The following is a 25,014-nucleotide window of genomic DNA, read 5'->3' as shown; positions in this document are numbered from 1 at the left end:
TTTGTTGTTCGTAATAAGAATATTTTAATTGAATACTATGATGGAGACTTACGTTTTGGCTTTACTTTGTATTGCGGCCTTTGCTGCTGGATTTATTGATGCAATTGTTGGAGGTGGCGGATTAATACAAACGCCCATGGGATTGGTTTTATTACCGAATCTTCCTGTTGCAACCGTAATTGGAACCTTAAAAGTTCCTGCTTTTAGTGGTACTTCCTTTGCAGCGTATCAATATCTGAAAAAGGTAGATATGAACTGGAAACTATTGTCGATTATGATGCTTTTGGCCTTTCCATCGGCATTTTTGGGTTCTACTTTATTGACGTATGTGAGCAATGATTTCATGAAACCGTTATTATTGGTGGTTCTTTCTTTTTTAGTTGTTTACACGTACGCCAAGAAAAATTTTGGACAACATATTGAAAAAAATCATTCCCCAAGAACTCAAATTTGTAATGCTATCGGAATCAGTTTTGTAGTTGGTTTATATGATGGATTTATCGGACCGGGAACCGGAAGTTTTTTGGTTGTGGCTTTTATTGCCATTATGGGTTTCGATTTTTTGCACGCTTCCGCAAATGCGAAAATGGTGAATCTGGCGACAAACTTTGGTTCTATATGTTTGTTTATTTTAAAAGGAAAAATTATTTGGGCAATTGCACTACCCATGGCTGCCAGCAATGCGTTAGGCGGATGGATTGGAGCAAAAATAGCCATTAACAAGGGAAATAGTTTTATTCGGATTTTTTTTCTAGTTGTAGTTGTTGGGACTTTAATCCGTTTTGCGTACGATGTATTTTTGAGATAATAAATACAAGAATATCTTATTAAGAAGAGTCGCAAAATGAATTAGCCAATTGTTGTTTTTTGGTACTGAAAACCTCATTCAAAATCGCTATTTTTGCATAATAAAACTTAAAAATTTCCATGCACAAATATATCGATCAACTTAATGAAGCCCAACGTGAACCCGTTTTGCAAAAAGACGGACCCATGATAATTATTGCGGGTGCAGGTTCCGGTAAAACGAGGGTGTTGACTATCAGAATTGCTTATTTGATGAGTCAGGGTGTTGATGCGTTTAGTATCTTATCGCTTACTTTTACCAATAAAGCGGCCCGAGAAATGAAAAAAAGAATTTCGGATATCGTGGGAGCCGGAGAGGCAAAAAATCTTTGGATGGGAACATTTCACTCGGTTTTTGCTCGAATTTTACGCTCAGAAGCTGAACATCTTGGTTATCCTTCAAACTTTACCATATATGATTCTCAGGATTCATTGCGTGCCATTTCCGGAATAATCAAGGAAATGCAACTGGATCGTGATGTGTACAAACCCAAACAGGTTTTAAGCCGAATTTCAAATTTCAAAAACAGTTTGATTACGGTAAAAGCATATTTTAATGATCCTGATTTGCAAGAAGCGGATGCAATGTCTAAAAAACCTCGAATGGGCGAAATTTATCAAAATTATGTGGACCGATGTTTTAAAGCAGGCGCCATGGATTTTGATGATTTGTTATTAAAAACCAATGAATTACTGACTCGTTTTCCGGAAGTTCTGGCCAAATATCAAAACCGTTTTCGCTATATTTTGGTAGATGAGTACCAAGATACAAATCACTCGCAATATCTTATTGTTCGGGCTTTATCCGATAAATTTCAGAATATTTGTGTGGTCGGCGATGATGCACAAAGTATTTATGCGTTTCGTGGTGCAAACATCAATAATATACTGAATTTCCAGAAAGATTATGAAGGCGTAAAAACCTTCAGACTAGAACAAAATTACCGTTCGACAAAGAATATTGTTGAAGCAGCAAACACTATTATTGATAAAAATAAAGTAAAACTGGACAAAATCGTTTGGACCGCCAATGATTCTGGTCCCAAAATAAAGGTTCACCGCAGTTTAACAGACAACGAAGAAGGCCGTTTTGTAGCCAGTACGATTTGGGAGCAAAAAATGCAAAATCAAATGCCTAACGGTGCGTTTGCCATTTTGTACCGGACCAATGCACAATCCCGGGCTATGGAAGATGCGCTTAGAAAAAGAGATATTCCGTACCGGATTTATGGTGGACTTTCTTTCTATCAAAGAAAAGAAGTCAAGGATGTTTTGTGTTATTTACGATTGGTTATTAATCCAAAAGATGAAGAAGCTTTAGTTCGGGTAATTAATTATCCGGCACGTGGGATTGGGAATACAACAATCGAAAAACTAACCATTGCAGCCAATCACTACAAACGTTCGATGTTTGAAGTGATGCAAAACATAGAGCGAATTGATTTAAAACTGAATTCCGGAACCAAGCAAAAACTATTAGATTTTGTTACGATGATTCAGAGTTTTCAGGCTATAAATGAAAATCAGGATGCGTTTTATTTAGCGGATCATGTTGCCAAAAAAACAGGATTAATTCAGGAATTAAAAAAAGATGCTACACCGGAAGGAATGGCTAAAATTCAGAATATTGAGGAATTACTAAACGGTATTAAGGATTTTACAGATGGCCAAAAAGAAGTGGATGGAGCTCGTGGCGCTTTGTCTGAATTTATGGAAGATGTGGCTCTGGCAACTGATTTAGACAAAGACACCAGTGATGAAGACCGCGTGGCGTTGATGACCATTCACTTAGCTAAAGGATTAGAATTTCCTCATGTTTTTGTAGTGGGAATGGAAGAAGATTTGTTCCCGAGTGCCATGAGTATGAGCACGAGAAGCGAACTAGAAGAAGAACGCCGCTTGTTTTATGTGGCTTTGACCCGTGCAGAGCAACAGGCGTATTTGACCTATGCACAATCACGATACCGTTGGGGAAAATTGACTGATAGTGAACCGTCGCGTTTTATTGAGGAAATCGATAGTCAATATCTGGAATACATTACACCTCCTGAAAATAATTACAGGTATAAACCAATGATTGATAGCGATATTTTTGGTGATGTAGATAAATCTAGATTGCGTCTGGCAAAACCAGCTAACGGAACCCCGCCGACCAAATATAATACAGATAATGAACCTAAATCGGATATAAATATTCGTAAATTGAAACCTGTTAGTAATAATGCTGCTTCAGGAAGTGCTAATTTATTCGATAATAAACTGGTTGCTGGTAATATAGTGATGCACGAACGTTTTGGGAAAGGCGAAGTGTTAAACCTTGAAGGAGTGGGAGCCGACAAAAAAGCCGAAATCAAATTTGAAGTAGGCGGAATAAAGAAATTACTGTTGCGTTTTGCTAAGCTGGATATTATTGGATGAAAAACTAAAAAAAATGGCTCAATTTATAAAAATATACGAAGACAAACCTAACGAAGCAGCAATTGCCAAAGTAGTTAAGGTTTTAAAAGAAGGTGGTTTAGTGATCTATCCCACGGATACTGTTTATGGTTTGGGTTGTGATATTACCAATACCAAAGCATTGGAACGCATAGCGAGAATAAAAGGAGTAAAGCTGGATAAAGCTAATTTTTCTTTTGTTTGCCATGATCTAAGCAACATATCGGATTATGTGAAGCAGATAGACACAGCAACTTTCAAATTATTAAAAAGAGCGTTGCCAGGGCCGTATACTTTTATTTTACCTGGAAATAATAGCTTGCCTAAAGAATTTAAAAAGAAAACAACCGTTGGAATTCGGGTTCCAGACAATGCGATTGCTCTAGAAATAGTTAAAGTATTAGGGAATCCTATTGTTTCTACCTCAATTCATGATGAAGATGATGTGATAGAATATACCACGGATCCGGAACTAATTTTTGAGAAATGGCAAAACCTGGTTGATTTAGTTATTGATGGAGGTTATGGAGACAATATAGGATCCACCATTATTGATTTATCAGGTGATGAGCCAGTTGTAGTTAGAGAAGGCAAAGGAAGTTTAGATATTTTATAAGATTTAAATTTTTGGCAAAATAGTTGCCGATTTACCATAAATTTTTGTGTTTCCCAAGAAGTTACAAATCTATAAGCACCAACTTCAAAAAGCCATAATACAAAAACCCTACAAATTTATAAGTAAAAAATCCTTAAACCACTGATTATCAGTATGTTTAAGGATTTTTGAAGTGACCTTGACTGGATTCAAACCAGTAACCTCTTGAGCCGTAATCAAGTGCGCTATTCAGTTGCGCCACAAGGCCTTTTTTTGCTATTGATGTCTTAATTAAGGCGTCTTAGCGGGTGCAAATATAAGTATAAATGTGTAATTTGCAAGTCTAAAATTGTAAAAAAACAAAAAAATATGCCATTAAAAAAGTATATACGTGATATTCAGGGATTTCCTAAAGAAGGAATTTTGTTTAAAGACATCACTCCGTTACTAATTAATCCCGAAGCAAGGAATAAATGTCTTGAAATACTGGTTGAATCCTTGAAAGATAAAAAAATTGACAAGGTAATAGGAGTAGAAAGTCGTGGATTTTTCTTTGGAATGTTGATTGCACAAGAATTAAATGTTGGTTTTATTCCGGTTCGTAAGCCGAACAAGTTGCCTTACGAAACCATCTCGGCAACGTATGATTTAGAATATGGAACGGATACTTTAGAAATCCATATTGATGCAATTCAAAAAGGAGACCGAATTCTGATTCACGATGATGTATTGGCAACCGGAGGAACCGCAAGAGCAGTTTGTGAATTGGTGGAACAATTAGGTGGTGAAATCGTGCAATGCAATTTCCTGATGGAATTAGCTTTCTTGAATGGAAGGACAAAAATCAAAGGAAATGAAATTTTTGTAGCAATTACATACTAATTTAAGGTTCGTGTGATTACGTAATACTTAAAGCAATAATCGCGATTTGCAATTTCTTGGCTTTAGCCAAATCCAATCCCTGTTTGGTGAAACTCTGTAAAATGATTTTGTTGAGTTGGCCCAAGATTTTATACATATCGTTTTGTTTTGTAAAAAGATAAAAATAAAGAAAGAGGGTAAAGAGGGCTTTGATTGGGTGATGTTTTTTTATCTCTTAAGCACACTATGTTTATATTATAATTAAAAAATCTATTTTACATAATATAAATTATAGCGCAAAAAAGACACAGTACATTTAGACCAAAAAACTCACACTGTTTAGTTACATTAAACGATTACAATCCTTCCTTAAATTATTTAACATGAAGGATATCATTTTTACAGTCTTTTGCTATAAATAATTTTACGATTGGCTGACACCATTTCCGATTTCAGACAAATACGTCTCAAAAGCTTAAAATCACATTATTTTGTTATAATTTATGCTGTTTTAATCTAAATATAGGCCATTTTAATGGTTTTAAAGTATTTCTTTGTGTTACGACGCTTTACCTTGGTTTTGGCGGCTAACGTAAAACTAAACTATTAATAGTAACGGAATAATTTTTGATTTAAGAAACAGACGATCCTATATTATTTATTTAAATCAGATAAAATCAAGTGAGTTGTAGGCTCTCCATAAACTAAAAGCCGATCAATAAATTGTTGTAGGTGCATTTGATCAACTAGAACGACGTTCATAATAATGTTTTGGGGTCCAGTAATTCTAAAAACCTCATTTATCTCTGGAAAATCTTTCAGCTGATCACAAAACAGCTGTAGTTTTCCACTAAATAACTTGAACAGAATAAAAACCTCTAATCCAAATCCCAGTTTTTGGTTGTTCAGCTGAAGTTTATATCCTTGTATAATAGCAGCATCCTCCAGTTTTTGAATGCGTTCTCTTACGGAAGAAGGTGAAAGTCCAATTTGTTTCCCAATTTCCACATAGGAAGCTCTTGAGTTTATTTCTAATTGCTTTATTATTTTTAAATCTAGAGTATCAACCATTAAAAAAGTTTTAAATGCTTAAAATTACAACTTTTTAACGGAAAATTACTTGTTTATTGATGGATTAAATTTAGATATTTATAGTGCTAATAGTACTTTTGAACCATGGATAACACTTTATTACTACTTATAATTGGAATTTTCACAGGATTTTTTATTCAAACTATGATCGGTTTCGGCGGTGCTTTAATAGCTTTACCTTTCTTGTTGCTAGTCATGCCTTTATCTGAAGCCGTTTCGTATCTTTCTATTTTTTATTTGGTCTCCTCTCCTATTTATGTGTATAAAGAATGGGAATATATAGACAAAAGCTTATTAAAAAAAATTGCTTTTTCTTCCTTTTTTGGAGTGCTTACCGGAATAGTGGTTCTAGTTTATGGAAAACCGCTGATCTTAAAGCAGGCGTTGGGTGTTTTTATTATCCTATTTGTATTAAATAGTCTTCGTGTCAAAAAAAAAGTAGTGATTTTAAAAAAAACGAAACACTTTTTGGGTTTTCTAGGAGGTTTCTTCTCTGGTTTATTTTCTACCGGAGGTCCTTTATATGTAATAATTGTTCAGAATGAAACTAACGATATAAAGACATTTAGGGCTACCATGTTTGGTACTTTAGGCCTGGTTACGCTGATGCGAATGCCTGTTTTGGTTTTAGGTGGCGTGATTACTATGAACCAAATTTACAATTCCCTCTATGTTGTGCCTTTTCTTATTCTTGCTTTATTTCTGGGCAAAAAAGTCTATTTAAAACTTAATGAAGCGCTTATAAAAAGAATCATTTTAGGACTATTATTTCTATCAGGAGTATTGCTGGTTTTTAAAGTATAATTATAGAAATTGTATTGACTCTGCTTTTATCACATTACTGGTCAATGACGGTGCTAAATTTATTTTATTTAGCAGCTCTTTGTCCATTATCATAAATCACATTAGTGTGGAAAGTGGTTTGATTCGCATCTTAATTATTTACCTTTGCAAAAAATTAAAAATTGCGACTTCAATGAATAATACCGAAATGAACAAAAAAAAATACATTAAATTAATCCTCATTTTAGGTTCTCTTACCGCACTTGGCCCATTTTCAATTGATATGTATTTACCTGGTTTTGCCGGAATTGCTAAAGATTTGAATACTTCTGTTGCCAATGTGTCCATGACATTATCCAGTTATTTTATTGGAATTTCTGCTGGACAATTGCTTTATGGTCCGTTATTAGATCGTTTTGGCCGAAAAAAACCGCTCTTTATTGGATTATTGGTTTACATATTAGCCTCTTTGGGCTGCGCATTTGTCACTGATATTGATACTTTTATAGGGCTGAGATTCATTCAGGCTGTTGGGAGCTGTGCTGCTACGGTAGCCTCAGTGTCAATGGTTCGGGATTTATTTCCTGTAAAAGAGATACCTAAAGTCTTTTCTTTATTGATGTTGGTTGTAGGGCTTTCACCAATGCTGGCACCCACTGTAGGCGGTTATGTTACTACTTATTACGGTTGGCATACTGTATTTTTTATACTGATGTGCATGGGAATTGTAATTCTTGTAGCGGCTCAAATTGTTTTGCCTAATACTTTCAAACCGGACACTTCTATTTCATTAAAGCCAAAACCAATTATTTCTAATTTTATACGCATTGTTAAAGTGCCTCAATTTTACACCTATGCGTTTACAGGAGCAATCGCTTTTTCTGGTTTATTCACGTATGTAGCAGCCTCTCCTATTTTATTTATGGATATTTTCAAAGTAGATGGTACAACGTATGGCTGGATTTTTGCCTTTATGTCTTTGAGTTTTATAAGCGCCAGTCAGCTTAATTCTTTTTTATTACGGAAATTTACCAGTGAACAAATGATTTTTGGGGCCTTAATTACACAGTCGGTAATCAGTGTTTTATTTCTGACATTAGCAATCAATGATCTTTTAGGTTTGTATGAAACAATCGCCATGCTGTTTTTATTCTTGGCGTGTTTAGGAATCTCTAATCCTAATACAGCAGGACTGACTCTTGCTCCTTTTTCAAGAAATGCAGGAAGCGCGTCTGCCTTGATGGGTGCGATTCAATTGGGATTAGGTGCTTTGGCCTCTTTTGCGGTTGGTGTTTTTGTAAAAAGCTCTATGTTACCAATGGTTTTGATTATGACAACATCAACAATACTGGCATTGATTATTTTAATTATCGGAAAACGAAACATAAAAAAAACCATTACAACTTCAGGTGATGAAATTGTAATAGCTCATTAACAGTTTATGAAAAAGAATGAATTAATTCATTCTTTTTTGTTTTTTTATTGGTTTCTCCGTTTTTGAAAGGACTTCATTTTTTGCTTGAAGCAAGTGATTGGCCAGGACCTTTTCTATTAGTTCGTCTTTCGTCAAATGATGAAAAACTGTTTTTATTTTATCTTTTAATTCTGTAGCGATGTCATGATTGGGTTTTGTCTTGAAGATTTGCTTCGCCCATAACAACGTATTATTTTCTTCAATACTGGCAAGAGTTGGTTTTTTGAATTCTTTGAATTGTATTCCCAATTCTTTTTCGAATTCAGCAATTTCAACTACTTCTTCCGGCTGCAATACCGTCAATGAAAGTCCCTTTGCTCCTGCTCTTGCAGTTCTACCGCTACGATGTACGTATGCTTCATACACATCAGGCAAATGATAATTGACTACATAAGAAATTTCTTTTACATCAATTCCTCTTGCTGCTAAATCTGTTGCGACTAATATATTGATATGTCCTTCGCGGAATTGCTCCATGATTCGGTCTCTAATTCCCTGCGATAAACTTCCGTGTAATGCACCAGAAGAAAACCTATTGATTGCCAAGTTTTTAGCTAATTTGTTGACTGCTGCTTTTGTTTTACAAAAAATGATCCCGCGTTCACCCTCTTTAGAATTCAGAAAATGCATCAAAACGTCCAGTTTTTCAATAGGATTTACCACAATGTATTGATGATCAATTCCTTGATTACCTACTGTTTCCATATTGGCACTGACATGTACCACATTTTTATTCAAATAGTTTTGAATCAATTGTTTTATGCTTCCGGGCATGGTGGCCGAGAATAAAAAAGTCTTATGCGCTGCTGGCAATTCAGCAATAATTTCATCTAAGCCTTCTTTTAATATAGTCACCATTTCATCGGCTTCATCGAGCACGAGGAATCTGGTTTCTTTTAAGTTTATGGCTTTGCGCTGAATTAAATCAATTAATCTTCCGGGCGTTGCCACTACAATATGTGTAGGTGTTGCAAGGCGTTCTATTTGCGGTTTGATTGGAATTCCTCCGCATGTTGCTGCAATGGAAACTTCAGGCAAAAAGGTGGCAAAAGACTCTAAATTTTTAAATATTTGTTGGCCTAATTCCCGAGTTGGTGCAAGAATTACTGCTTGAATCAAAGGTGATTTTACATCTATTAATTGTAAAATTGGCAATCCAAATGCGGCTGTTTTTCCGGTACCGGTTTTAGCAAGTCCAACTATATCCGTTGTATTTGACAAAAGTAACGGAATCGTTTTTAGCTGAATTTCTGTTGGTACAACAATTTTCAATTCGGTAATCGCTTTTACTATTGGTGCTGAAATTCCTAAATCAGAGAATTGTTTTGGCATTTTTTTTGAATTTTATATTTTATAAAAAATAGTTGTTTTGTAACGGTAATTTTAGCCCCGATAGCAGTGAAAATCCTTTTATTTTTTCTTTAAAAATAAAAGATTGAAACGAATAGCGGGATTAGCTCCTTGAAAAATAAATATTACTCTTCATCCGGTTCGTTCATGATTTTTTCCCGGTATTTTTTCCCGGTCAATAATACCAGTTTTAATTTGTAATCATCTACTAGCCATTCGCGGTAATTTTTACTGCACTGGCTCAAACATTTTGAATAGCGCTTGATGCGGCAATCGATGTCATCATCCAGTTCTTTTCCCAGCGCTTTTGCTTCTTGTAAGGTTTCAGAATTATCCACACACATGGCGGCATGTTGCTCTAGGGATTTTTCTAGCACTACTTTGGAACGTAAATTTTGTTTGATAATGAGTTTGTGTTCTTCATCCACATCAAAGGTTACTACTTCTGTTTTACTGAATTTAGCACGTAATTCCGGTGGCATGCTGTATTTAAAATACAATTCTATTTCTGTATCGTCTCGTAAGTTTTCCAGGTAAAACTCCGGAGATTTAAAGATATGCTGCCAGTTTACCGGCTCACTCCACAGGCCAAATCGGGCGGCGTTATTCCCTAAATCGATCACATTGAAAATGTCTTTGTTAGGTAATTTTCTGGAACCACGACCGATCATTTGGTAATATAAGGTCAACGATTTTGTTGCTCTGTTCAGGATTATGGTCTCTACGGTAGGCTCATCAAAACCGGTAGTAAGAATTCCCACTGATGTCAATATGGCATCAGGTGTATGCTTGAACCAATGTAAAATATCTTTTCTTTCCTCGTTATTACTGGTGTTGTCTAAATGGCGAATGGCATAACCGGCTTCTCTAAACGTTTCGTATACATATAAGGAGGTGTTGATCCCGTTATTGAAAATCAAGGTTTTCTTGCCTAATGATTTCTCCGTGTAGGCATGCAATAACTTTTCCTGCATGGCCATATTGGTGTACAAATCATCAGATGATTTTACGGTATAATCGCCGTTGATCCCTACTTTCAGGGAGGTCAAGCCTACATCATAACTATAAGTAACTGCTTTGGCCAGAAAGCCATTTGTAATCAAGGAACTAATGGTGTCTCCTACGATTAATTCATCGTAGCTTTCATGCATTGGCAATTTGATATTTGAGCTTAAAGGTGTTGCGGTTACCCCTAAAATAAAAGCATTTTTGAAAGAGCTCAATAATTTGCGAAAGGAATTGTAATGTGCCTCATCAATGATTACCAATCCTACATTATCTAAATGCAGTTTTTCATCGTTGATTCGGTTTTTTAAAGTTTCCACCATGGCTACAAAACAGGAATAATCGTTTTGATCCGGAAGTTCTTTTACTTTACTGTTGATAATTTTGTTTTTCACATCAAAACCCTTCAACATTTTTGAGGTTTGCTTGCACAACTCAATTCTGTGGGTCAAAACAACTACTTTTTTATCATGTTGCGATAAATAACGGCGCACAATTTCAGAAAAAACCACTGTTTTTCCACCACCGGTGGGCAATTGGTATAACAAATGGTGTTGTGGCGGTGCATTATCAATGCGCTCAAAGATGGCATCTATATCGCCTTTTTGGTACGCATAAAGTTCTTTTTTGTCTTCTATTTCTATTTCTAAAGTGTTTTGGGACATTGCTTATTGTTGGGTTTTTGCAAAAATACGCCTAAAAAACAGTTTAAGTATCAATTTTTATTAAAAATAAACGGAATGATTAAATAAATTTGAATTATGTGAGGATTTAATATTCTAATCGTTCTAAAATGGCATTAAATTCTGGTTCATTGTACCATTTTTGCAAAATAGTTTCAGTGTGTATGGCACTAATTCTGGGTTTAAAATCAGTAAGTATTCCATTTGCAATCAAGAAAACAACGGCTTGCTGAAAGGAATTATACATGCTTTTGAAAAATAATTCTTGCTTTATATCCTGTTCTGATGAGAATGTTTGTGCTATTTCAATATTGTAAAGCATTACATCCGCAATTACAAAAGGATCTACTCCCAAAAGCGTAAAGTGCTTAATGTATTTTTGGGCAACGGAACGCCTCCTTTTAGGTTTACTGCGTCTTCCGGATTTTTTCAGAGGATAATATTCATTGGAAATTTTGAGTTTGCATTCCTTCAAAAGCGTTTCTTCTTTTGGATTAAAAACAAAATCATAATAGACTTTTACAGAACTGAATTTCTCGTACAATTCGAGTATTTGCTCTTCGAGTTGTTCTTTATTCAATTCGGCTACATATTTTTTTAAATCGCGTTTGCTCATTATCAAAGTTTAAGATTACAAAAGTAATTTACTTTAGGAATCAATGCGTGGTAAATCAATGATAATCCTTAATTTTGTCAATTATCACTTAAAAAAAAATAAATGCTTAAGATTTTTAAGGTTACAGCAATAGTAGAAGGTATATCCGCCTTATTGTTATTTTTCTTTGCTATGCCAATGAAATACATTTTTAATGATCCTATTTATGTCAAACACATTGGAATGGCTCACGGCGTATTATTTACTGCTTACATTATCTTGGCAACAATTTTAAAGTTTAGTGAAAAGTGGAATTTTAAAAAGTATTTTATCATTTGTATTGCGTCAATTCCTCCTTTTGGGACTTTTTACATAGAAAAGAAATACTTGCGAAATGTATAAATTAATAGAAAAAATATTCACTTTTCTATATCTAGTACTCAGGAAATGGGGCTTAGGGAACAGTCTGGCTTCTTATTTTAGCTTGGTGCTGAACATTATTGTTTTGTGTGTATTGGCGTATGTCATCTACGCAATTTTTAGACTTGTTTTAGTTACTATTATGGCCGTTATTGCCCAAAAAACCAAAACCAAATTTGATGATTTGCTGGTAACTAACAAAACGGCTAAATACATTGCACATTTAATTCCACTATTGTTTATTTACAAATCTGTTCCAATAATTTTAGACCGATTTGAATATTGGGAAGGCTTTTTTGGGAAATTGGTTGGAATCTACATCATTATTCTGATTTTATGGATTATACGAACTATTTTCAATGCGTTACGTGATTATTTAAAACTAAAACCAAGATACAGCGACAAACCTATTGACAGTTTCATTCAGGTAATCATGATTATGTTGTGGGTAATTGGAATTACATTAATCATTTCAAAATTATTTGAGATTGATAAAAAAGAGCTTTTAACTATTTTAGGAGCCGTTTCAGCGGTAATCATATTAATATTCCGAGATACCATTTTAGGTTTTGTATCTAGTGTTCAAGTATCCATAAACGATATGGTTCGAATTGGCGACTGGATTACGATGGATAAATTTGGTGCCGATGGAGATGTCATCGAGATCAATTTGGCAACGGTAAAAGTTCGAAATTTCGATAATACCACAACCACAATTCCAACCTATAGTTTGAGTTCAGATTCGTTTCAAAACTGGCGCGGAATGCTGAATTCAGATGGCCGACGCATCAAAAGACACATTCTGATAAAAACAAGCAGCATTCGGTTTTTAGAGGAATCAGAATTAAATGACTTAAAAAAAATTCATCTAATATCGGATTATATAGGCACTCGAAAATTAGAAATAGACGACTATAATTCTAAACATAAAATTGACAAATCCATTGCTATTAATGGGCGAAATTTGACAAACTTAGGTTTATTTCGAAAATACATCACGGAATACCTGTTCAATTATCCAGGATTAAACAAAGACATGTTGATGCTTTGCCGTCAGTTACAATCAACTTCCCATGGTGTACCGCTTGAGGTTTATGCATTTTCGCATGACAAGCGATTTGAAAACTATGAATACATCATGTCGGATATATTTGATCACATCATTGCTTCCATAAAATATTTTGATTTAGAAATTTTTGAAACAACTGCAGAAAGTGAATCTCAGGTTTAATTTTTTTACTTAAAAAGTATAAATGCACTTCGTATCAAATTAATAATCTGTTTTTCACATATTCAATTGCTGTTTTTCCATGTGCCTTAGGTTTTCCATCCGCATCTAAGTTAACCATTGTGGTGTGATCAATTGTAATGATAGTTTCGCGTGTCATCATATTTCGCGCCTCGCATTTCAGCGTGAGTGAGGTTGTTCCAAATTTTAAAACATCAATTCCAATTTCGACAATATCACCTTGTCTAGCCGAACTTCGAAAATTGATTTCCGACATGTATTTGGTTACGATTCTGGTATTTTCTAATTGAATTATGGTATACAAAGCCAATTCTTCATCAATCCAAGCTAATAATTTACCGCCAAATAAAGTTCCGTTAGGATTTAGATCTTCGGGTTTTACCCATTTTCTAGTGTGAAATTTCATGTTTTTTCTTTATAAATGTAAAAATACGTATTCTTGACGCAATTTTATTTAATTTTAAAGAAAAAATATGAGTGCACGCGATACTTTTTTAAAAGAATTTCGAGGACAAACAATAGGTTCCGTAACCACACAATCCACAACAGAAGAATCATTTCAAAATGAGGTGTTACGCCCCATTCTAAAGTTGCAAAATGACTTATTTGCAGCATCCTTCCTCAATTATGTCAACAAAAATAAAATTGATTTCTACAGTTATACACTTGATAAAAAAGTATCCGTCATGGAAAATGCAATCCAGAAAGACATCAAGTTTAGAAATTCTCTAAAAGGAATGATCATTGGTTTATTTACAGCCGATGAATATGCTGCTTATGTACAAAACTCCTCCAATATCAATAAAAGAATGATGAGCATGCTTGTAGAACGATTAAAAAGTCATATATCACTGTATGAAATTAATAAAAGCAACTAGCGCTATTTCTTCCTTATTTTAGAAATTTAGGGTTCTCTAATCAAATAGTAATTATAGGAAAGATCCTAAGGCTTATTTTAGGTCTAAAAACCTTATAATTAAAAATATAGAGCTTTTAAAACACGTTGCCTTGTTGTTTATAATTTAAAAAACGGCTCTTTATTCATCCAAATTTTACCATTTAGATCCAATTTATTAATCCTAATCTTTTTTATAATAAATATGGGTTAAGTATAATTTTATCTGCTTTTTGTGTTATTTTTTTCATTATAATTGTTAAAACTAATTTCATGAAGGAAGAGTATTTCAAATGGCATTCCCCTAATTTAAATAGAGAGATAGAAATGTTGGTTTTTGGACATGCCGGATATCCTGTAATTGTATTTCCTACTTCTATGGGGAGTTACCATGAAAATAAAGATATGGGATTGATTGATTCTGCAAAATGGTATCTGGAACAAGGTTTGATCTAAATATTTTGTCCTGATAGCATTGATAAAGACAGTTTTTACAATAAAAATATATATCCTATAAATCGTATAGAAAACCACGTCAGGTACGATAAAATGATTTGTCACGAAATCGTTGAAAAAGTAAAGAACAATACCTCCTCAGGCAGAGTGGCTCTTGCCGGTTGCAGTTTTGGCGGGTATCATGCGGCAAATTTTGCTTTTAGACATCCTGGTTATGTAAGTCATTTGTTTTCTATGAGTGGCGCTTTTAATATCAAGAGTTTTATGGATGGTTTTCATGACGATGATGTGTTTTACAACAGCCCGGAAGATTATTTACATGGACTTAATGATCCGGAATTATGGAAAATGGATATTGTGCTTGGGACGTCTAATTGGGATATTTGTTTTGATGCAAATTTAAAACTAAGTAAAGTGTTGAGCGATAGAAACATTCATCATTGGTTGGATATTCGTCAGGAACGAAAACACGACTGGCCGGTATGGACCGAAATGTTTCCACATTATTTATCCAGAATAAAATTTTTTTAAAATTATAAACATATCAAGATGAAAAAAATTGGAATTTTATTTGGAATGGAAGATACATTTCCACAAGCCTTCATAGATCGTGTCAATTCAAAAAACGAAAAAGAAATCATAGCTGAAGCTGTGGTTATTGATAAAGTAGTTCAAAATCAAGACGGAGAATATGCCGTAATTATTGATCGCATTTCGCAAGATGTCCCTTTCTATCGTGCATATTTGAAAAATGCTGCTTTAACAGGGACAAATGTGATCAACAATCCTTTTTGGTGGAGTGCCGACGATAAATTTTTTAATAACGCATTGGCCGATACTCTGGGAGTTCCGTTACCTAATACGGTACTTCTCCCATCGGCAGAACATCCTACGGATACGACTGGAAAATCATTCCGAAACCTAAAATACCCAATGGATTGGGAAGAAATTTTTCATTATATTGGTTTTCCAGCTTATATGAAACCCTATGCCGGAGGTGGCTGGAAAAATGTGTATCGATTAGAAAATGTCGAAGAATTTTGGGAGAAACATAAGGAAACGGGGCAACTGGTGATGATGCTACAGGAAGAAATTGTTTTTACAGAGTATTTCAGAGTCTATTGTTTGGGTTGCAAAGCCGTTAGGATTATGCAATACGAACCCAGAAATCCGCATCATTTGCGTTATGTACTTGATGGGACGCCTGTGGATAAAAAATTATTAGCTACTATTAAGGATTATACTTTACGTCTTTGCAAAGGATTGGGTTATGATTTTAATACGGTTGAATTTGCAGTCCGTGATGGTATTCCCTATGCGATAGATTTTGGAAATCCCGCACCAGATGCTGAATTAACTTCGGTAGGTGCCGAAAACTTTGAGTGGGTTGTAGAGGAAGCAGCAAAAATGGCAATTGCTGCTGCAAAAAAACAGAAATCCGGAAAGATGAATTTGACTTGGGGAACATTTATGAAAGATGCAGTAAAATAGTTTTCAGTCATAGTATTCAGTAAACAGACTGTAAACTTTGACTGCGACTGAACACTAAAACAATAATTATGTTAAAGAAATTACCTGTTTTCACCCTCGGTGTAGAAGAAGAATATCAAATTATAGATCCTGTAACCAGAGATTTACGGTCGCATTTATCCAAAATTGTAGATGGTGCGAAGATCATTTTGAATGAGCAGGTAAAGGCTGAAATGCATCAATCTGTGGTCGAAGTGGGTACCAATATTTGCAATAATGTGAATGATGCCAAAAATGAGATTCGGTTTTTACGTTCTAAAATCGTTGAATTAGCGGACAAACAAGATCTTATTGTGGGGGGTGCCGGGACGCATCCTTTCTCGAAATGGCAGGATCAACCGATAACTGATGATCCTCGCTATCACGATATTGTCAATGAATTGCAAGATGCAGCGCGTTCTAATTTAATTTTTGGAATGCATTGTCATGTAGGAATTGAAAATCGGGAGATTGGCTTGCAATTAATGAATCAGGCCACATATTTTTTGCCGCATATTTTTGCGCTTTCAACGAACTCTCCTTTTTGGGAGGGAAGAAAAACAGGTTATAAGTCCTTTAGAACGAAAGTTTTTGACAAGTTTCCAAGGACAGGTTTGCCGGAATATTTTGATTCGGTGAGTTCGTATGAGAATTATTTGGATACATTAGTAAAGACTAATTGCATCGATAATCCAAAGAAAATCTGGTGGGATTTACGGTTGCATCCTTTTTACAATACGATTGAATTCAGGATTTGTGATATGTCATTGACAGTGGATGAAACCATTTGCATTGTTGCTATTATTCAGGCAATTGTAGCTAAACTCTACAAATTGAACATGAACAATACTAGCTTTAATGTGTATCGACTGGCTTTGATAAAAGAAAATAAATTTCGGGCGGCACGTTACGGAATTGAGAATAGTATGATCGATTTTGGTTTACAAAAAGAAGTAGAAACAAAAATGCTTATTCTGGAACTGCTTGATTTCATTGATGATGTGGTGGATGAATTAGGAAGTCGTGCTGATATAAATTATGTCCATGAAATTTTAAAAAACGGTACCGGTGCTGATAAGCAACTGGCTATTTTTCAAGAAACGGGCGATCTTTCCCGTGTGGTTGACTTCATAACAGGAGAATTTACGAAAGGATTATAAAATATAAAGTACCTTTGTTCATTGTTTTTTAAAAAAAAGTATGTCTAATAAAATTATAAAAATAGCCCTTCTGGACATGTACAATGGTGAACCCAACCAGGGAATGCGATGTATTATTGATGTTGTCAATAGGTTTAGTCCCGTTGTTAGTTTTGAAATATTTGATGTTCGGGGAAAATGTGAATTGCCGGACAAGAATAAATTTGACATTTATATTTCAACTGGAGGACCTGGAAATCCCTTAAGTGGTGATGGAAACTGGGATGTAAAATACTATGAATTTATCGATTCCTTGAATAAATGGAATACTGAAAATAGTATTAAAAAACATGTTTTGTTCATTTGTCATTCTTTTCAAATGGCGTGTTTGCATTTTGGATTGGCTACGGTTACCAAACGAAATGACACTTCTTTTGGGGTGATGACCATTCATAAAACCAAAGAAGGACTTGTGGATCCCTTGTTCGAGGGATTAGGAGACCCTTTTTATGCGATAGACTCCAGAGACTATCAAGTGGTTCAACCCAAGTTAAGTATTTTTGCGAAAAAAGGAGCCAAAATTATTTCATTAGAGAAAATTAGGGATCATGTACAATACGAACGCGCAATTATGGCCGTGCGTTTTACCGATTATTTTGTGGGTACTCAATTTCACCCGGAAGCGGATCCCATTAGTTTTGTTTCTCATTTAAGAAATAAAGAAGCAAAGGAAAAGATTAAGAATATGAAAGGAAAAAAGAAGTTCAGAAACATGCTGGAGGATTTATTAGATGATGATAAAATATACAGAACTAATGAAACTTTGATTCCTAATTTCCTTCGAATAGCAATTAATGACTTGCTAAAAACAAAGAAGACACTTTCTAATTAATACGATTTCAAAATGATTTCAAAATATCGGAAGTTATTTAATACTCAATTTACAGAAAAAAAATATCAGGAATTCAAAGATGATATTGCTTCCGATTTTAATTACCTGCCTACTTTCCGGTTAGGCGAAACCCCCTTTTTTATTTCGAAGGAGCTTAAAGCACAATTGATTGAAGGCTGTAATGATGTTATAGCTTTCATTCAGAAAAACGACTTTAAATCACTTACAAATAAATCCTTAGAACTAAATAATACTGTTCCTAATGAGGATGAACATACTACCTTTTTAGCAATTGATTTTGGAATTTGTGAAGAAGACGGAGTACTTATTCCAAAACTAATTGAAGTACAGGGATTCCCCTCTTTGTACAATTATCAAATGCATTTGTACGAAAAATTTAAAAATCATTATCCATTTCTTAACGAATTAACTCCATTTATTAATGCTATTGAACCACAGGAATATCTTACTATTTTAGAAGAAGCGATTTGCAACCATCATCCAAAAGAAAATGTTATTCTTCTTGAAATAGAACCCGAAAAACAAAATACCAAGATTGATTTTTATTACTGCAAAAGAGACATTGGCATCCCTATAGTTTGTGTTACTGAACTCATAAAAAAAGGAAAACAACTGTTTTACAAAAATGCAACAGGCAATGAAATATTGGTAAAAAGAATTTACAATCGGGTTATTTTTGATGAATTGGATTTGAGAACAGATTTAAGACTTAATTTTAGTTTTTCAGATGATTTGGATGTGGAATGGGCGGGACATCCCAACTGGTTTTTCAGAATCAGTAAATTTATTTTACCTTTCTTAAAAGGAAAATATTGTATTGAAACGACACTATTAAGTGACTTGGCAGTAATTCCTCAGGATTTAGAAAACTATGTTTTGAAACCGCTTTTTTCTTTTTCAGGAACGGGCGTTATTTTTCATGTCACAAAAAATGATATTGAAGCCGTTGTAGATAAAGAATTATATATTCTTCAAAAAAAAGTAAATTATCTTCCTATTGTACACGCTCCTGAAGGGAAAGTAAAAGCTGAAGTCCGAATCTTGTGTGTTTGGAAAAAAGGTGATGCCGCACCTACTCTACTCTGCAACTTAGTCCGCTTGAGTCGTGGCGAGATGATTGGCGTGAAATTCAATAAAGATAAAGATTGGGTTGGAGGCACTTTAGGCTTATTTGAAAGGTAGACAATACTTCCCCTTTGTAACTTTCAAAAATTCCATTTTTTAGCGGGTTGCACATTTAAATTACTTCCTATTTTTAAAATATAAAAACTTCTTTTTTACTACAAAACAGGAAATATATTTTAGATTATTTAAATGGTTCTTTAACTAATACTGTCATTTTAACGCATTGAAATGCTGTAAGAAGAAAATACAGCTATATTTTATAATTAAAACCTTGTTAATTTTAGATTAAAAACAATTTAAAAATCGTTTTTTATTTTTTTTTGCTTCTTCAAACATTTTTTTTTTCTTGATTTAATTGATTCCAACTACTGTTTAATGAATTTTTGAAAGTGATTCCCTTAATAATTTGAAAAATATGGAATTATTCAATATTTTAACATAAAAAAAATTAACCTGTTTTTTTTTTCTTTATTATTGTAATGTTATAATAAATTAAGAAGAATCAATAATTTTAATAATTAGCAAATGAATAGAAGAGAAGCACTTAAAAGCGTTGCATTTTTGATGGGAAGCGCAATCTCAGCAACAACAATGGGCGTTTTATTTGAAAGTTTTACTTTGCCTGAAAAAGAAAAAAATAGCGTGTCTTTTTCTGCTGCAGATGAAGAAATTTTGGCTGAATTTGCCGATATCATTATACCTACTACAGCCTCTTCGGCAGGAGCAAAAGCTGCAGGACTGGGTGCTTTTATTCCAATGATTATTAGAGAATGTTATCCTGCAAAAATGCAAGAAATTTTTGCTTCCGGGATGCAGGAAATGCAAGCAAAATGCGCTAAAGATTTCAATAAGAATTTCTTATCAATGTCAGTTGAAGAGCGTCAGCAATTAATGACTTCATTACGAGATGAAGCAATTGCAACTGATAAAGCACCTTCATTCTTTTTGATTGCTAGAGATTTGACTCTTCTTGGCTATTATTCTTCAGAAATAGGTTGTACACAAGCACGAGAATACCTTCCTGTTCCAGGACGCTACGATGGTAGTGCAGACTACAAACCCGGACAAAAAGCTTGGGCAACCAACTAGTCTTATTAGAACCTACTGTTAGAAACTATTTTATTAAATAAAAAATACTACCCGTGAATATAAATACCAATTTGAAAGAGGAAAATACGTATGATGCTATTGTTGTAGGATCTGGAATTAGTGGTGGTTGGGCTGCAAAAGAACTTACCGAAAAAGGATTAAAAGTTTTGATGTTAGAACGCGGAATGAATATTGAGCACATCAAAGATTATGAATCGGCCATGAAAGCACCATGGGAATTTGAACGCGCAGGCAAGCTTACCGAAGAACAAAAAAGAACTCATCCTGTTCAAACAAGAGATTATCCATACAATGAAGCTACCGAAAAATGGTGGGTGAATGACTTGGAATGTCCCTATACAGAAGACAAACGTTTTGATTGGTACAGAGGATTTCATGTGGGTGGAAAATCGTTGATGTGGGGCCGTCAAAGTTACCGTTTTAGTGACCATAATTTTGAAGATAATGCTAAAGATGGTCATGGAAATGACTGGCCTATTCGATATAAAGACCTTACCAAGTGGTATGATTATGTAGAGAAATTCGCAGGAATAAGTGGGCAAGCTGAAAATTGGCCCTTATTACCGGATGGTAAATTTTTGCCTCCAATGGATTTAAATTGTGTTGAAAAATCAGTTAAAGAAAGATTAGAAAAACATTATAATAAAACCCGTATTCTTACAATTGGTCGTACTGCTAACTTAACTGTACCCCACAAAGGGCGTGGCAGCTGTCAGTATAGAAATTTATGCAGTCGAGGCTGTCCATTTGGTGCCTATTTTAGCACCCAATCTTCTACACTACCCGCTGCAATGGCAACCAATAGATTGACCGTGAGACCCTACTCTATTGTGAATCATATTATTTATGATAAAGACACTAAAAAAGCAAAGGGTGTTATGGTTATTGATGCAGAAACAAATGAAACCATGGAGTTTTATGCTAAAATTGTTTTTGTAAACGCATCCACCTTAGGATCAACATTCCTCTTACTAAATTCAACTTCAGAAGCGCATCCGAATGGAATGGGTAATGCCAGCGGACAATTAGGCCATAATCTTATGGATCATCATTTCCGTTGTGGTGCAGAAGGAACAGCTGAAGGTTTTGAAGATAAATACACGTACGGAAGAAGAGCTAATGGTATTTATATTCCAAGATATCAGAATGTAGGTGGTGATAAACGAGATTATTTAAGAGGTTTTGGGTACCAAGGAGGTGCCAGCAGAGGATCTTGGCATAAAGAAGTTGCCGAATTGGCTTTTGGTGAAAACTTTAAATCGACTATGTCATTACCTGCTGATTCCTGGAGTATGGGATTAGGTGGTTTTGGAGAAATGCTGCCGTATTACGAAAACAAAGTGTACATCGATCATAGCAAAAAAGACAAATGGGGACAACCAGTTTTAGCTATTGATTGTGAATACAAAGAAAATGAAGCAAAAATGCGGGAAGATATGATGAATGATGCCGCAGAAATGCTGGAAGCATCTGGAATCAAAAATGTGCAAACCTATGATAACGATTGTTATCCTGGAATGGCTATACACGAAATGGGTACTGCCAGAATGGGTAATGACCCCAAGGATTCCGTTTTAAATAAATGGAATCAATTGCACGAAGTTAGTAATGTATTTGTTACCGATGGTTCTTGTATGCCTTCTATTGCGTGTCAAAATCCATCATTAACATTTATGGCTTTGACGGCTCGTGCCTGCGATTATGCAGTAAAAGAATTAAAAAAAGGAAATATTTAGGTTCATCATTATGAGAAAATTAAGAATGGGAATGGTCGGTGGTGGTCAAGATGCCTTTATAGGTGCAATTCACCGCTTAGCCGCCAATATGGATGGACTAATTGAATTAAAGTGTGGTGCATTAAGTATAAAACCAGAAACTGCAATTGCATCTGGTAAAGCCTTGTTTCTTCCGGAATCAAGAACATATTTAACGTATGACGAAATGATTAAAGCGGAAGCGGCTTTACCTGCTGACGAAAGAATCGATTTTGTTACTATTGTTACTCCAAATTTTGCCCATTTTGCACCTGCAATGATGGCTTTGGAGCATGGTTTTAATGTAGTAATTGAAAAACCAATGACTTTTTCATTGGAAGAAGCAAAACTATTGAAACAAAAAGTAGAAGAGACAGGATTACTACTTTGTTTAACACATACCTACTCCGGCTACCCAATGGTCAAACAAGCGAAAGCTATGGTCAGCGAAGGAAAATTGGGTAAAATTAGAAAAGTTTTAGTAGAATATCCCCAAGGATGGTTAAGTACACTATCCGAAAGAGAGGGAAACGCACAAGCTGCATGGCGAACAGATCCTAAAAAATCCGGAAAAAGTTCTGTAATGGGAGATATTGGTACGCACGCCTCTCATTTAGCCGAATATATTACCGGGGCTAAAATTACCGATGTTTGTGCAGAATTAAACACATTAGTTGAAGGCCGCATAATGGATGATGATGGAGCTGTACTATTGAAATTTGACAATGGTGCTAAAGGCGTTTTAATCGCATCGCAAGTAGCAGCTGGAGAAGAAAACGCTTTAAAAATCAGAGTTTATGGCGAAAAAGGTGGAATCGAATGGTTTCAACATGATCCAAACACTTTAACGGTTAGGTGGTTAGATGAACCAACTCAGGTTTTAAGAGCTGGATCCAATTATGCACATTTATCTTCATTTGCAACACACAATTGTAGAACTCCAGGCGGACATCCAGAAGGTTATTTAGAGGCATTTGCTAATATTTACCGCAACTTTGCTTTAACGCTTGGTTGTAAATTAGAGGGCACAGCACCTACTGCTGAAATGTTAGACTTTCCTTCTGTTGAAGATGGAGTGAGAGGAATGGCATTTATAGATAACGTAGTCGCATCATCACAATCGGATAAAAAATGGACTCCCTACGTTTTGTAATTTATTAGGAATTCGTAGACCTCTTATATACCAAATATTATGACAACAATTCAAGGGCCTGCGGTCTTTTTAGCACAGTTTATTGATGATAAAGCTCCTTTTAATTCCTTAGATGGGATTTGTAAATGGGCTGCTGATTTAGGCTTTAAAGGGATTCAAATGCCAACATTAGATACCCGTTTTATTGATTTACAAAAAGCGGCAGAAAGTAAAACCTATGCGGATGAACTAAAAGGAACAATTGCTTCTTACGGACTAGAAATCACTGAATTATCAACCCATTTACAAGGGCAGTTAGTGGCTGTTCATCCTGCTTATGATGACTTTTTTGATGCATTTGCACCAGTAAATGTACATGGAAATCCTAAAGCAAGGCAAGAATGGGCTGTGCAACAATTGAAATATGCGGCTAAAGCATCTCAAAATTTAGGGTTAAATGCACATGCCACTTTTAGTGGTTCTCTACTTTGGCAGTATTTTCATCCTTGGCCACAACGACCTCCGGGTTTAGTGGAAGATGGTTTTGCCGAATTGGCTAAACGCTGGTTGCCCATTTTAAATGAGTTTGATCAAAATGGTGTTGACCTTTGTTACGAAATTCATCCTGGAGAAGATTTATTTGATGGGGAAACCTATGAAATGTTTTTGAAAGCGGTGAATAATCACTCTAGAGCTTGCTTGTTGTACGATCCATCGCATTTTGTTTTACAACAATTAGATTACATCCAATATATCGATTTTTATCATGAACGGATTAAAGCATTTCACGTAAAGGATGCCGAGTTTAATCCTACAGGAAAGCAAGGTACTTTTGGAGGCTATCAAAGCTGGGCAAATCGTGCCGGACGGTATCGTTCTCTAGGCGATGGTCAGATTGATTTTAAAACGATTTTTAGCAAACTAGCCCAATATGATTTCAAAGGATGGGCAGTAATGGAATGGGAATGCTGCATTAAAAATCAGGAAGATGGAGCGCGTGAAGGTGCTGAATTTATAAAAAATCATATTATAAAAGTTACTGATAAAGCATTTGATGATTTTGCTGCAGTAGAAACAAATCAGGCTTTTAACAAAAAAAACTTAGGATTATAAAAACTTAAATACAATAAAATGAAATTAAAATATTTCTTTTTTGGGGTTGCACTAATTAGTTTAACCTCATTTTCCAATGATAATTCAGAAGAAAAATATATTGAAACTACTGTGCAATCAAACCTTGTTGTTCAAACCTCTGAAGGAGAAAAATTAATAGCTAAATCGGATTGCATTGGATGTCATAAGTTAGACAAAAAACTAATTGGTCCCTCCTACTTAGACATTGCTAAAAAATATGCCTTAAATGATAAAAATGTTGCCTATTTATCCGGTAAAATAATAAAAGGTGGCTCTGGGGTTTGGGGTTCAATTCCCATGTCTGCGCATGCTTCACTGAAAAAGAATGAGGCAAATTCTATGGCAAAGTATATTTTATCCTTAAAAAAGTAAATCAAAAGGCGCTTTTAAAGAGTCAATATAATTCTAGAATGTCGAAAATAAAATCATGATGTTACACAATTTTTTGCTATAAACTA

Annotated in this window: 26 protein-coding genes and 1 tRNA gene; 20 read left to right on the top strand and 7 right to left on the bottom strand. The window is 34.8% G+C overall.

Annotated features, from left to right (window positions below; genetic code table 11):
* The first annotated feature begins 40 nt into the window (after positions 1-40).
* The 3 genes from EKM01_RS05480 to EKM01_RS05470 all read left to right on the top strand — a co-directional run bounded on the left by EKM01_RS05480 (position 41) and on the right by EKM01_RS05470 (position 3,898).
* Positions 41-808, top strand: coding sequence for a TSUP family transporter (locus EKM01_RS05480; protein ID WP_126576384.1), 768 nt, complete (start codon positions 41-43; stop codon positions 806-808).
* Positions 809-927: 119 nt separating this feature from the next.
* On the top strand, positions 928-3,264 hold the full coding sequence (locus tag EKM01_RS05475) for an ATP-dependent helicase (RefSeq protein ID WP_126561569.1): 2,337 nt from the start codon (positions 928-930) through the stop codon (positions 3,262-3,264).
* A gap of 13 nt (positions 3,265-3,277) precedes the next feature.
* Entirely contained in the window at positions 3,278-3,898 is a 621-nt protein-coding gene (locus EKM01_RS05470) for an L-threonylcarbamoyladenylate synthase (protein WP_126767280.1), read from the top strand.
* 173 nt (positions 3,899-4,071) lie between these two features.
* Here the strand turns inward: EKM01_RS05470 and EKM01_RS05465 are convergent.
* Positions 4,072-4,145: transfer RNA gene (locus EKM01_RS05465), tRNA-Arg, on the bottom strand.
* A gap of 101 nt (positions 4,146-4,246) precedes the next feature.
* Here EKM01_RS05465 and EKM01_RS05460 point away from each other — a divergent pair.
* A complete protein-coding gene (locus EKM01_RS05460) occupies positions 4,247-4,759 on the top strand; it encodes an adenine phosphoribosyltransferase (protein ID WP_126561571.1) in 513 nt (170 codons plus the stop codon).
* A gap of 16 nt (positions 4,760-4,775) precedes the next feature.
* Here the strand turns inward: EKM01_RS05460 and EKM01_RS05455 are convergent, their stop codons facing one another.
* Together EKM01_RS05455 and EKM01_RS05450 are read right to left on the bottom strand one after the other, a co-directional pair.
* Entirely contained in the window at positions 4,776-4,895 is a 120-nt protein-coding gene (locus tag EKM01_RS05455; protein WP_197037188.1) for an SsrA-binding protein, read from the bottom strand.
* Positions 4,896-5,392: 497 nt separating this feature from the next.
* Positions 5,393-5,809: an Lrp/AsnC family transcriptional regulator gene (locus EKM01_RS05450; protein WP_126563760.1), complete on the bottom strand. Its 417-nt coding sequence runs from the start codon at positions 5,807-5,809 to the stop codon at positions 5,393-5,395.
* A gap of 105 nt (positions 5,810-5,914) precedes the next feature.
* Here EKM01_RS05450 and EKM01_RS05445 point away from each other — a divergent pair, with 105 nt between their 5' ends.
* Positions 5,915-6,634, top strand: coding sequence for a sulfite exporter TauE/SafE family protein (locus tag EKM01_RS05445; RefSeq protein ID WP_199749401.1), 720 nt, complete (start codon positions 5,915-5,917; stop codon positions 6,632-6,634).
* 187 nt (positions 6,635-6,821) lie between these two features.
* The gene (locus EKM01_RS05440; RefSeq protein ID WP_126553517.1) at positions 6,822-8,048 is read left to right on the top strand and encodes a multidrug effflux MFS transporter; all 1,227 of its coding nucleotides are present in this window, start codon (positions 6,822-6,824) and stop codon (positions 8,046-8,048) included.
* 21 nt (positions 8,049-8,069) lie between these two features.
* Here EKM01_RS05440 and EKM01_RS05435 read toward each other — a convergent pair whose 3' ends face one another.
* The 3 genes from EKM01_RS05435 to EKM01_RS05425 form a co-directional block, all read right to left on the bottom strand.
* Positions 8,070-9,419 (bottom strand): DEAD/DEAH box helicase, encoded by a 1,350-nt coding sequence (locus EKM01_RS05435; protein WP_126553277.1) that lies wholly within the window; start codon positions 9,417-9,419, stop codon positions 8,070-8,072.
* 143 nt (positions 9,420-9,562) lie between these two features.
* On the bottom strand, positions 9,563-11,107 hold the full coding sequence (locus EKM01_RS05430; protein WP_126451635.1) for a DEAD/DEAH box helicase: 1,545 nt from the start codon (positions 11,105-11,107) through the stop codon (positions 9,563-9,565).
* A gap of 106 nt (positions 11,108-11,213) precedes the next feature.
* A complete protein-coding gene (locus EKM01_RS05425) occupies positions 11,214-11,741 on the bottom strand; it encodes a DUF6155 family protein (protein WP_126561573.1) in 528 nt (175 codons plus the stop codon).
* 102 nt (positions 11,742-11,843) lie between these two features.
* On the opposite strand from EKM01_RS05425, the gene EKM01_RS05420 reads away from it, so the two are divergent.
* Both EKM01_RS05420 and EKM01_RS05415 read left to right on the top strand, forming a co-directional pair.
* A complete protein-coding gene (locus tag EKM01_RS05420) occupies positions 11,844-12,122 on the top strand; it encodes a DUF3817 domain-containing protein (protein ID WP_126459634.1) in 279 nt (92 codons plus the stop codon).
* Positions 12,115-13,371, top strand: a complete 1,257-nt coding sequence (locus EKM01_RS05415) for a mechanosensitive ion channel family protein (RefSeq protein ID WP_126767277.1) — start codon at positions 12,115-12,117, stop codon at positions 13,369-13,371. Before EKM01_RS05420 ends, EKM01_RS05415 begins: the two co-directional genes overlap by 8 nt.
* A gap of 34 nt (positions 13,372-13,405) precedes the next feature.
* Here the strand turns inward: EKM01_RS05415 and EKM01_RS05410 are convergent, their stop codons facing one another.
* Positions 13,406-13,795, bottom strand: a complete 390-nt coding sequence (locus EKM01_RS05410) for an acyl-CoA thioesterase (RefSeq protein WP_126451631.1) — start codon at positions 13,793-13,795, stop codon at positions 13,406-13,408.
* 67 nt (positions 13,796-13,862) lie between these two features.
* Here EKM01_RS05410 and EKM01_RS05405 point away from each other — a divergent pair, with 67 nt between their 5' ends.
* From EKM01_RS05405 to EKM01_RS05355, 12 genes are all read left to right on the top strand, one after another.
* A complete protein-coding gene (locus tag EKM01_RS05405) occupies positions 13,863-14,267 on the top strand; it encodes a glyoxalase (protein ID WP_126767275.1) in 405 nt (134 codons plus the stop codon).
* Between the two features lie 290 nt (positions 14,268-14,557).
* A complete protein-coding gene (locus EKM01_RS14740) occupies positions 14,558-14,740 on the top strand; it encodes a hypothetical protein (protein ID WP_233589297.1) in 183 nt (60 codons plus the stop codon).
* A gap of 93 nt (positions 14,741-14,833) precedes the next feature.
* Positions 14,834-15,271 (top strand): alpha/beta fold hydrolase, encoded by a 438-nt coding sequence (locus tag EKM01_RS14735; RefSeq protein WP_233589296.1) that lies wholly within the window; start codon positions 14,834-14,836, stop codon positions 15,269-15,271.
* A gap of 18 nt (positions 15,272-15,289) precedes the next feature.
* The gene (locus EKM01_RS05395) at positions 15,290-16,231 is read left to right on the top strand and encodes a RimK family alpha-L-glutamate ligase (RefSeq protein ID WP_126767273.1); all 942 of its coding nucleotides are present in this window, start codon (positions 15,290-15,292) and stop codon (positions 16,229-16,231) included.
* A 68-nt stretch (positions 16,232-16,299) separates the two neighbouring features.
* Positions 16,300-17,409: a carboxylate-amine ligase gene (locus EKM01_RS05390; protein WP_126767270.1), complete on the top strand. Its 1,110-nt coding sequence runs from the start codon at positions 16,300-16,302 to the stop codon at positions 17,407-17,409.
* A gap of 40 nt (positions 17,410-17,449) precedes the next feature.
* The gene (locus EKM01_RS05385) at positions 17,450-18,280 is read left to right on the top strand and encodes a type 1 glutamine amidotransferase (RefSeq protein WP_126740153.1); all 831 of its coding nucleotides are present in this window, start codon (positions 17,450-17,452) and stop codon (positions 18,278-18,280) included.
* 12 nt (positions 18,281-18,292) lie between these two features.
* A complete protein-coding gene (locus tag EKM01_RS05380; protein WP_126767267.1) occupies positions 18,293-19,483 on the top strand; it encodes a hypothetical protein in 1,191 nt (396 codons plus the stop codon).
* A gap of 468 nt (positions 19,484-19,951) precedes the next feature.
* Positions 19,952-20,515 carry a gluconate 2-dehydrogenase subunit 3 family protein gene (locus EKM01_RS05375; protein ID WP_126459659.1) on the top strand — a complete coding sequence of 188 codons (564 nt, stop codon included), beginning with the start codon at positions 19,952-19,954 and terminating at the stop codon, positions 20,513-20,515.
* Between the two features lie 53 nt (positions 20,516-20,568).
* On the top strand, positions 20,569-22,272 hold the full coding sequence (locus tag EKM01_RS05370; RefSeq protein ID WP_126451623.1) for a GMC oxidoreductase: 1,704 nt from the start codon (positions 20,569-20,571) through the stop codon (positions 22,270-22,272).
* Positions 22,273-22,282: 10 nt separating this feature from the next.
* The gene (locus EKM01_RS05365) at positions 22,283-23,443 is read left to right on the top strand and encodes a Gfo/Idh/MocA family protein (RefSeq protein ID WP_233588558.1); all 1,161 of its coding nucleotides are present in this window, start codon (positions 22,283-22,285) and stop codon (positions 23,441-23,443) included.
* A 39-nt stretch (positions 23,444-23,482) separates the two neighbouring features.
* A complete protein-coding gene (locus EKM01_RS05360) occupies positions 23,483-24,535 on the top strand; it encodes a sugar phosphate isomerase/epimerase (RefSeq protein WP_126576206.1) in 1,053 nt (350 codons plus the stop codon).
* A gap of 18 nt (positions 24,536-24,553) precedes the next feature.
* Positions 24,554-24,928, top strand: a complete 375-nt coding sequence (locus tag EKM01_RS05355; protein ID WP_126767264.1) for a c-type cytochrome — start codon at positions 24,554-24,556, stop codon at positions 24,926-24,928.
* Positions 24,929-25,014 lie beyond the last annotated feature (86 nt).

Origin of the sequence: Flavobacterium sp. RSP46 (genome assembly GCF_003984825.1) — a bacterium.
Classification (GTDB): domain Bacteria; phylum Bacteroidota; class Bacteroidia; order Flavobacteriales; family Flavobacteriaceae; genus Flavobacterium.
This window is presented reverse-complemented; position numbering and strand designations above follow the sequence as displayed.

Bases quoted from the DNA above. Each gene is read 5' to 3' on its own strand.
- EKM01_RS05470 (WP_126767280.1), top strand. From the start codon at position 3,278: ATGGCTCAATTTATAAAAATATACGAAGACAAACCTAACGAAGCAGCA.
- EKM01_RS05480 (WP_126576384.1), top strand. From the start codon at position 41: ATGGAGACTTACGTTTTGGCTTTACTTTGTATTGCGGCCTTTGCTGCT.
- EKM01_RS05375 (WP_126459659.1), top strand. From the start codon at position 19,952: ATGAATAGAAGAGAAGCACTTAAAAGCGTTGCATTTTTGATGGGAAGC.
- EKM01_RS05405 (WP_126767275.1), top strand. From the start codon at position 13,863: ATGAGTGCACGCGATACTTTTTTAAAAGAATTTCGAGGACAAACAATA.
- EKM01_RS05475 (WP_126561569.1), top strand. From the start codon at position 928: ATGCACAAATATATCGATCAACTTAATGAAGCCCAACGTGAACCCGTT.
- EKM01_RS05395 (WP_126767273.1), top strand. From the start codon at position 15,290: ATGAAAAAAATTGGAATTTTATTTGGAATGGAAGATACATTTCCACAA.
- EKM01_RS05460 (WP_126561571.1), top strand. From the start codon at position 4,247: ATGCCATTAAAAAAGTATATACGTGATATTCAGGGATTTCCTAAAGAA.
- EKM01_RS05430 (WP_126451635.1), bottom strand. From the start codon at position 11,107: ATGTCCCAAAACACTTTAGAAATAGAAATAGAAGACAAAAAAGAACTT.
- EKM01_RS14740 (WP_233589297.1), top strand. From the start codon at position 14,558: ATGAAGGAAGAGTATTTCAAATGGCATTCCCCTAATTTAAATAGAGAG.
- EKM01_RS05425 (WP_126561573.1), bottom strand. From the start codon at position 11,741: ATGAGCAAACGCGATTTAAAAAAATATGTAGCCGAATTGAATAAAGAA.
- EKM01_RS14735 (WP_233589296.1), top strand. From the start codon at position 14,834: ATGATTTGTCACGAAATCGTTGAAAAAGTAAAGAACAATACCTCCTCA.
- EKM01_RS05445 (WP_199749401.1), top strand. From the start codon at position 5,915: ATGGATAACACTTTATTACTACTTATAATTGGAATTTTCACAGGATTT.
- EKM01_RS05360 (WP_126576206.1), top strand. From the start codon at position 23,483: ATGACAACAATTCAAGGGCCTGCGGTCTTTTTAGCACAGTTTATTGAT.
- EKM01_RS05455 (WP_197037188.1), bottom strand. From the start codon at position 4,895: ATGTATAAAATCTTGGGCCAACTCAACAAAATCATTTTACAGAGTTTC.
- EKM01_RS05355 (WP_126767264.1), top strand. From the start codon at position 24,554: ATGAAATTAAAATATTTCTTTTTTGGGGTTGCACTAATTAGTTTAACC.
- EKM01_RS05415 (WP_126767277.1), top strand. From the start codon at position 12,115: ATGTATAAATTAATAGAAAAAATATTCACTTTTCTATATCTAGTACTC.
- EKM01_RS05410 (WP_126451631.1), bottom strand. From the start codon at position 13,795: ATGAAATTTCACACTAGAAAATGGGTAAAACCCGAAGATCTAAATCCT.
- EKM01_RS05365 (WP_233588558.1), top strand. From the start codon at position 22,283: ATGAGAAAATTAAGAATGGGAATGGTCGGTGGTGGTCAAGATGCCTTT.
- EKM01_RS05420 (WP_126459634.1), top strand. From the start codon at position 11,844: ATGCTTAAGATTTTTAAGGTTACAGCAATAGTAGAAGGTATATCCGCC.
- EKM01_RS05390 (WP_126767270.1), top strand. From the start codon at position 16,300: ATGTTAAAGAAATTACCTGTTTTCACCCTCGGTGTAGAAGAAGAATAT.
- EKM01_RS05380 (WP_126767267.1), top strand. From the start codon at position 18,293: ATGATTTCAAAATATCGGAAGTTATTTAATACTCAATTTACAGAAAAA.
- EKM01_RS05435 (WP_126553277.1), bottom strand. From the start codon at position 9,419: ATGCCAAAACAATTCTCTGATTTAGGAATTTCAGCACCAATAGTAAAA.
- EKM01_RS05440 (WP_126553517.1), top strand. From the start codon at position 6,822: ATGAACAAAAAAAAATACATTAAATTAATCCTCATTTTAGGTTCTCTT.
- EKM01_RS05450 (WP_126563760.1), bottom strand. From the start codon at position 5,809: ATGGTTGATACTCTAGATTTAAAAATAATAAAGCAATTAGAAATAAAC.
- EKM01_RS05385 (WP_126740153.1), top strand. From the start codon at position 17,450: ATGTCTAATAAAATTATAAAAATAGCCCTTCTGGACATGTACAATGGT.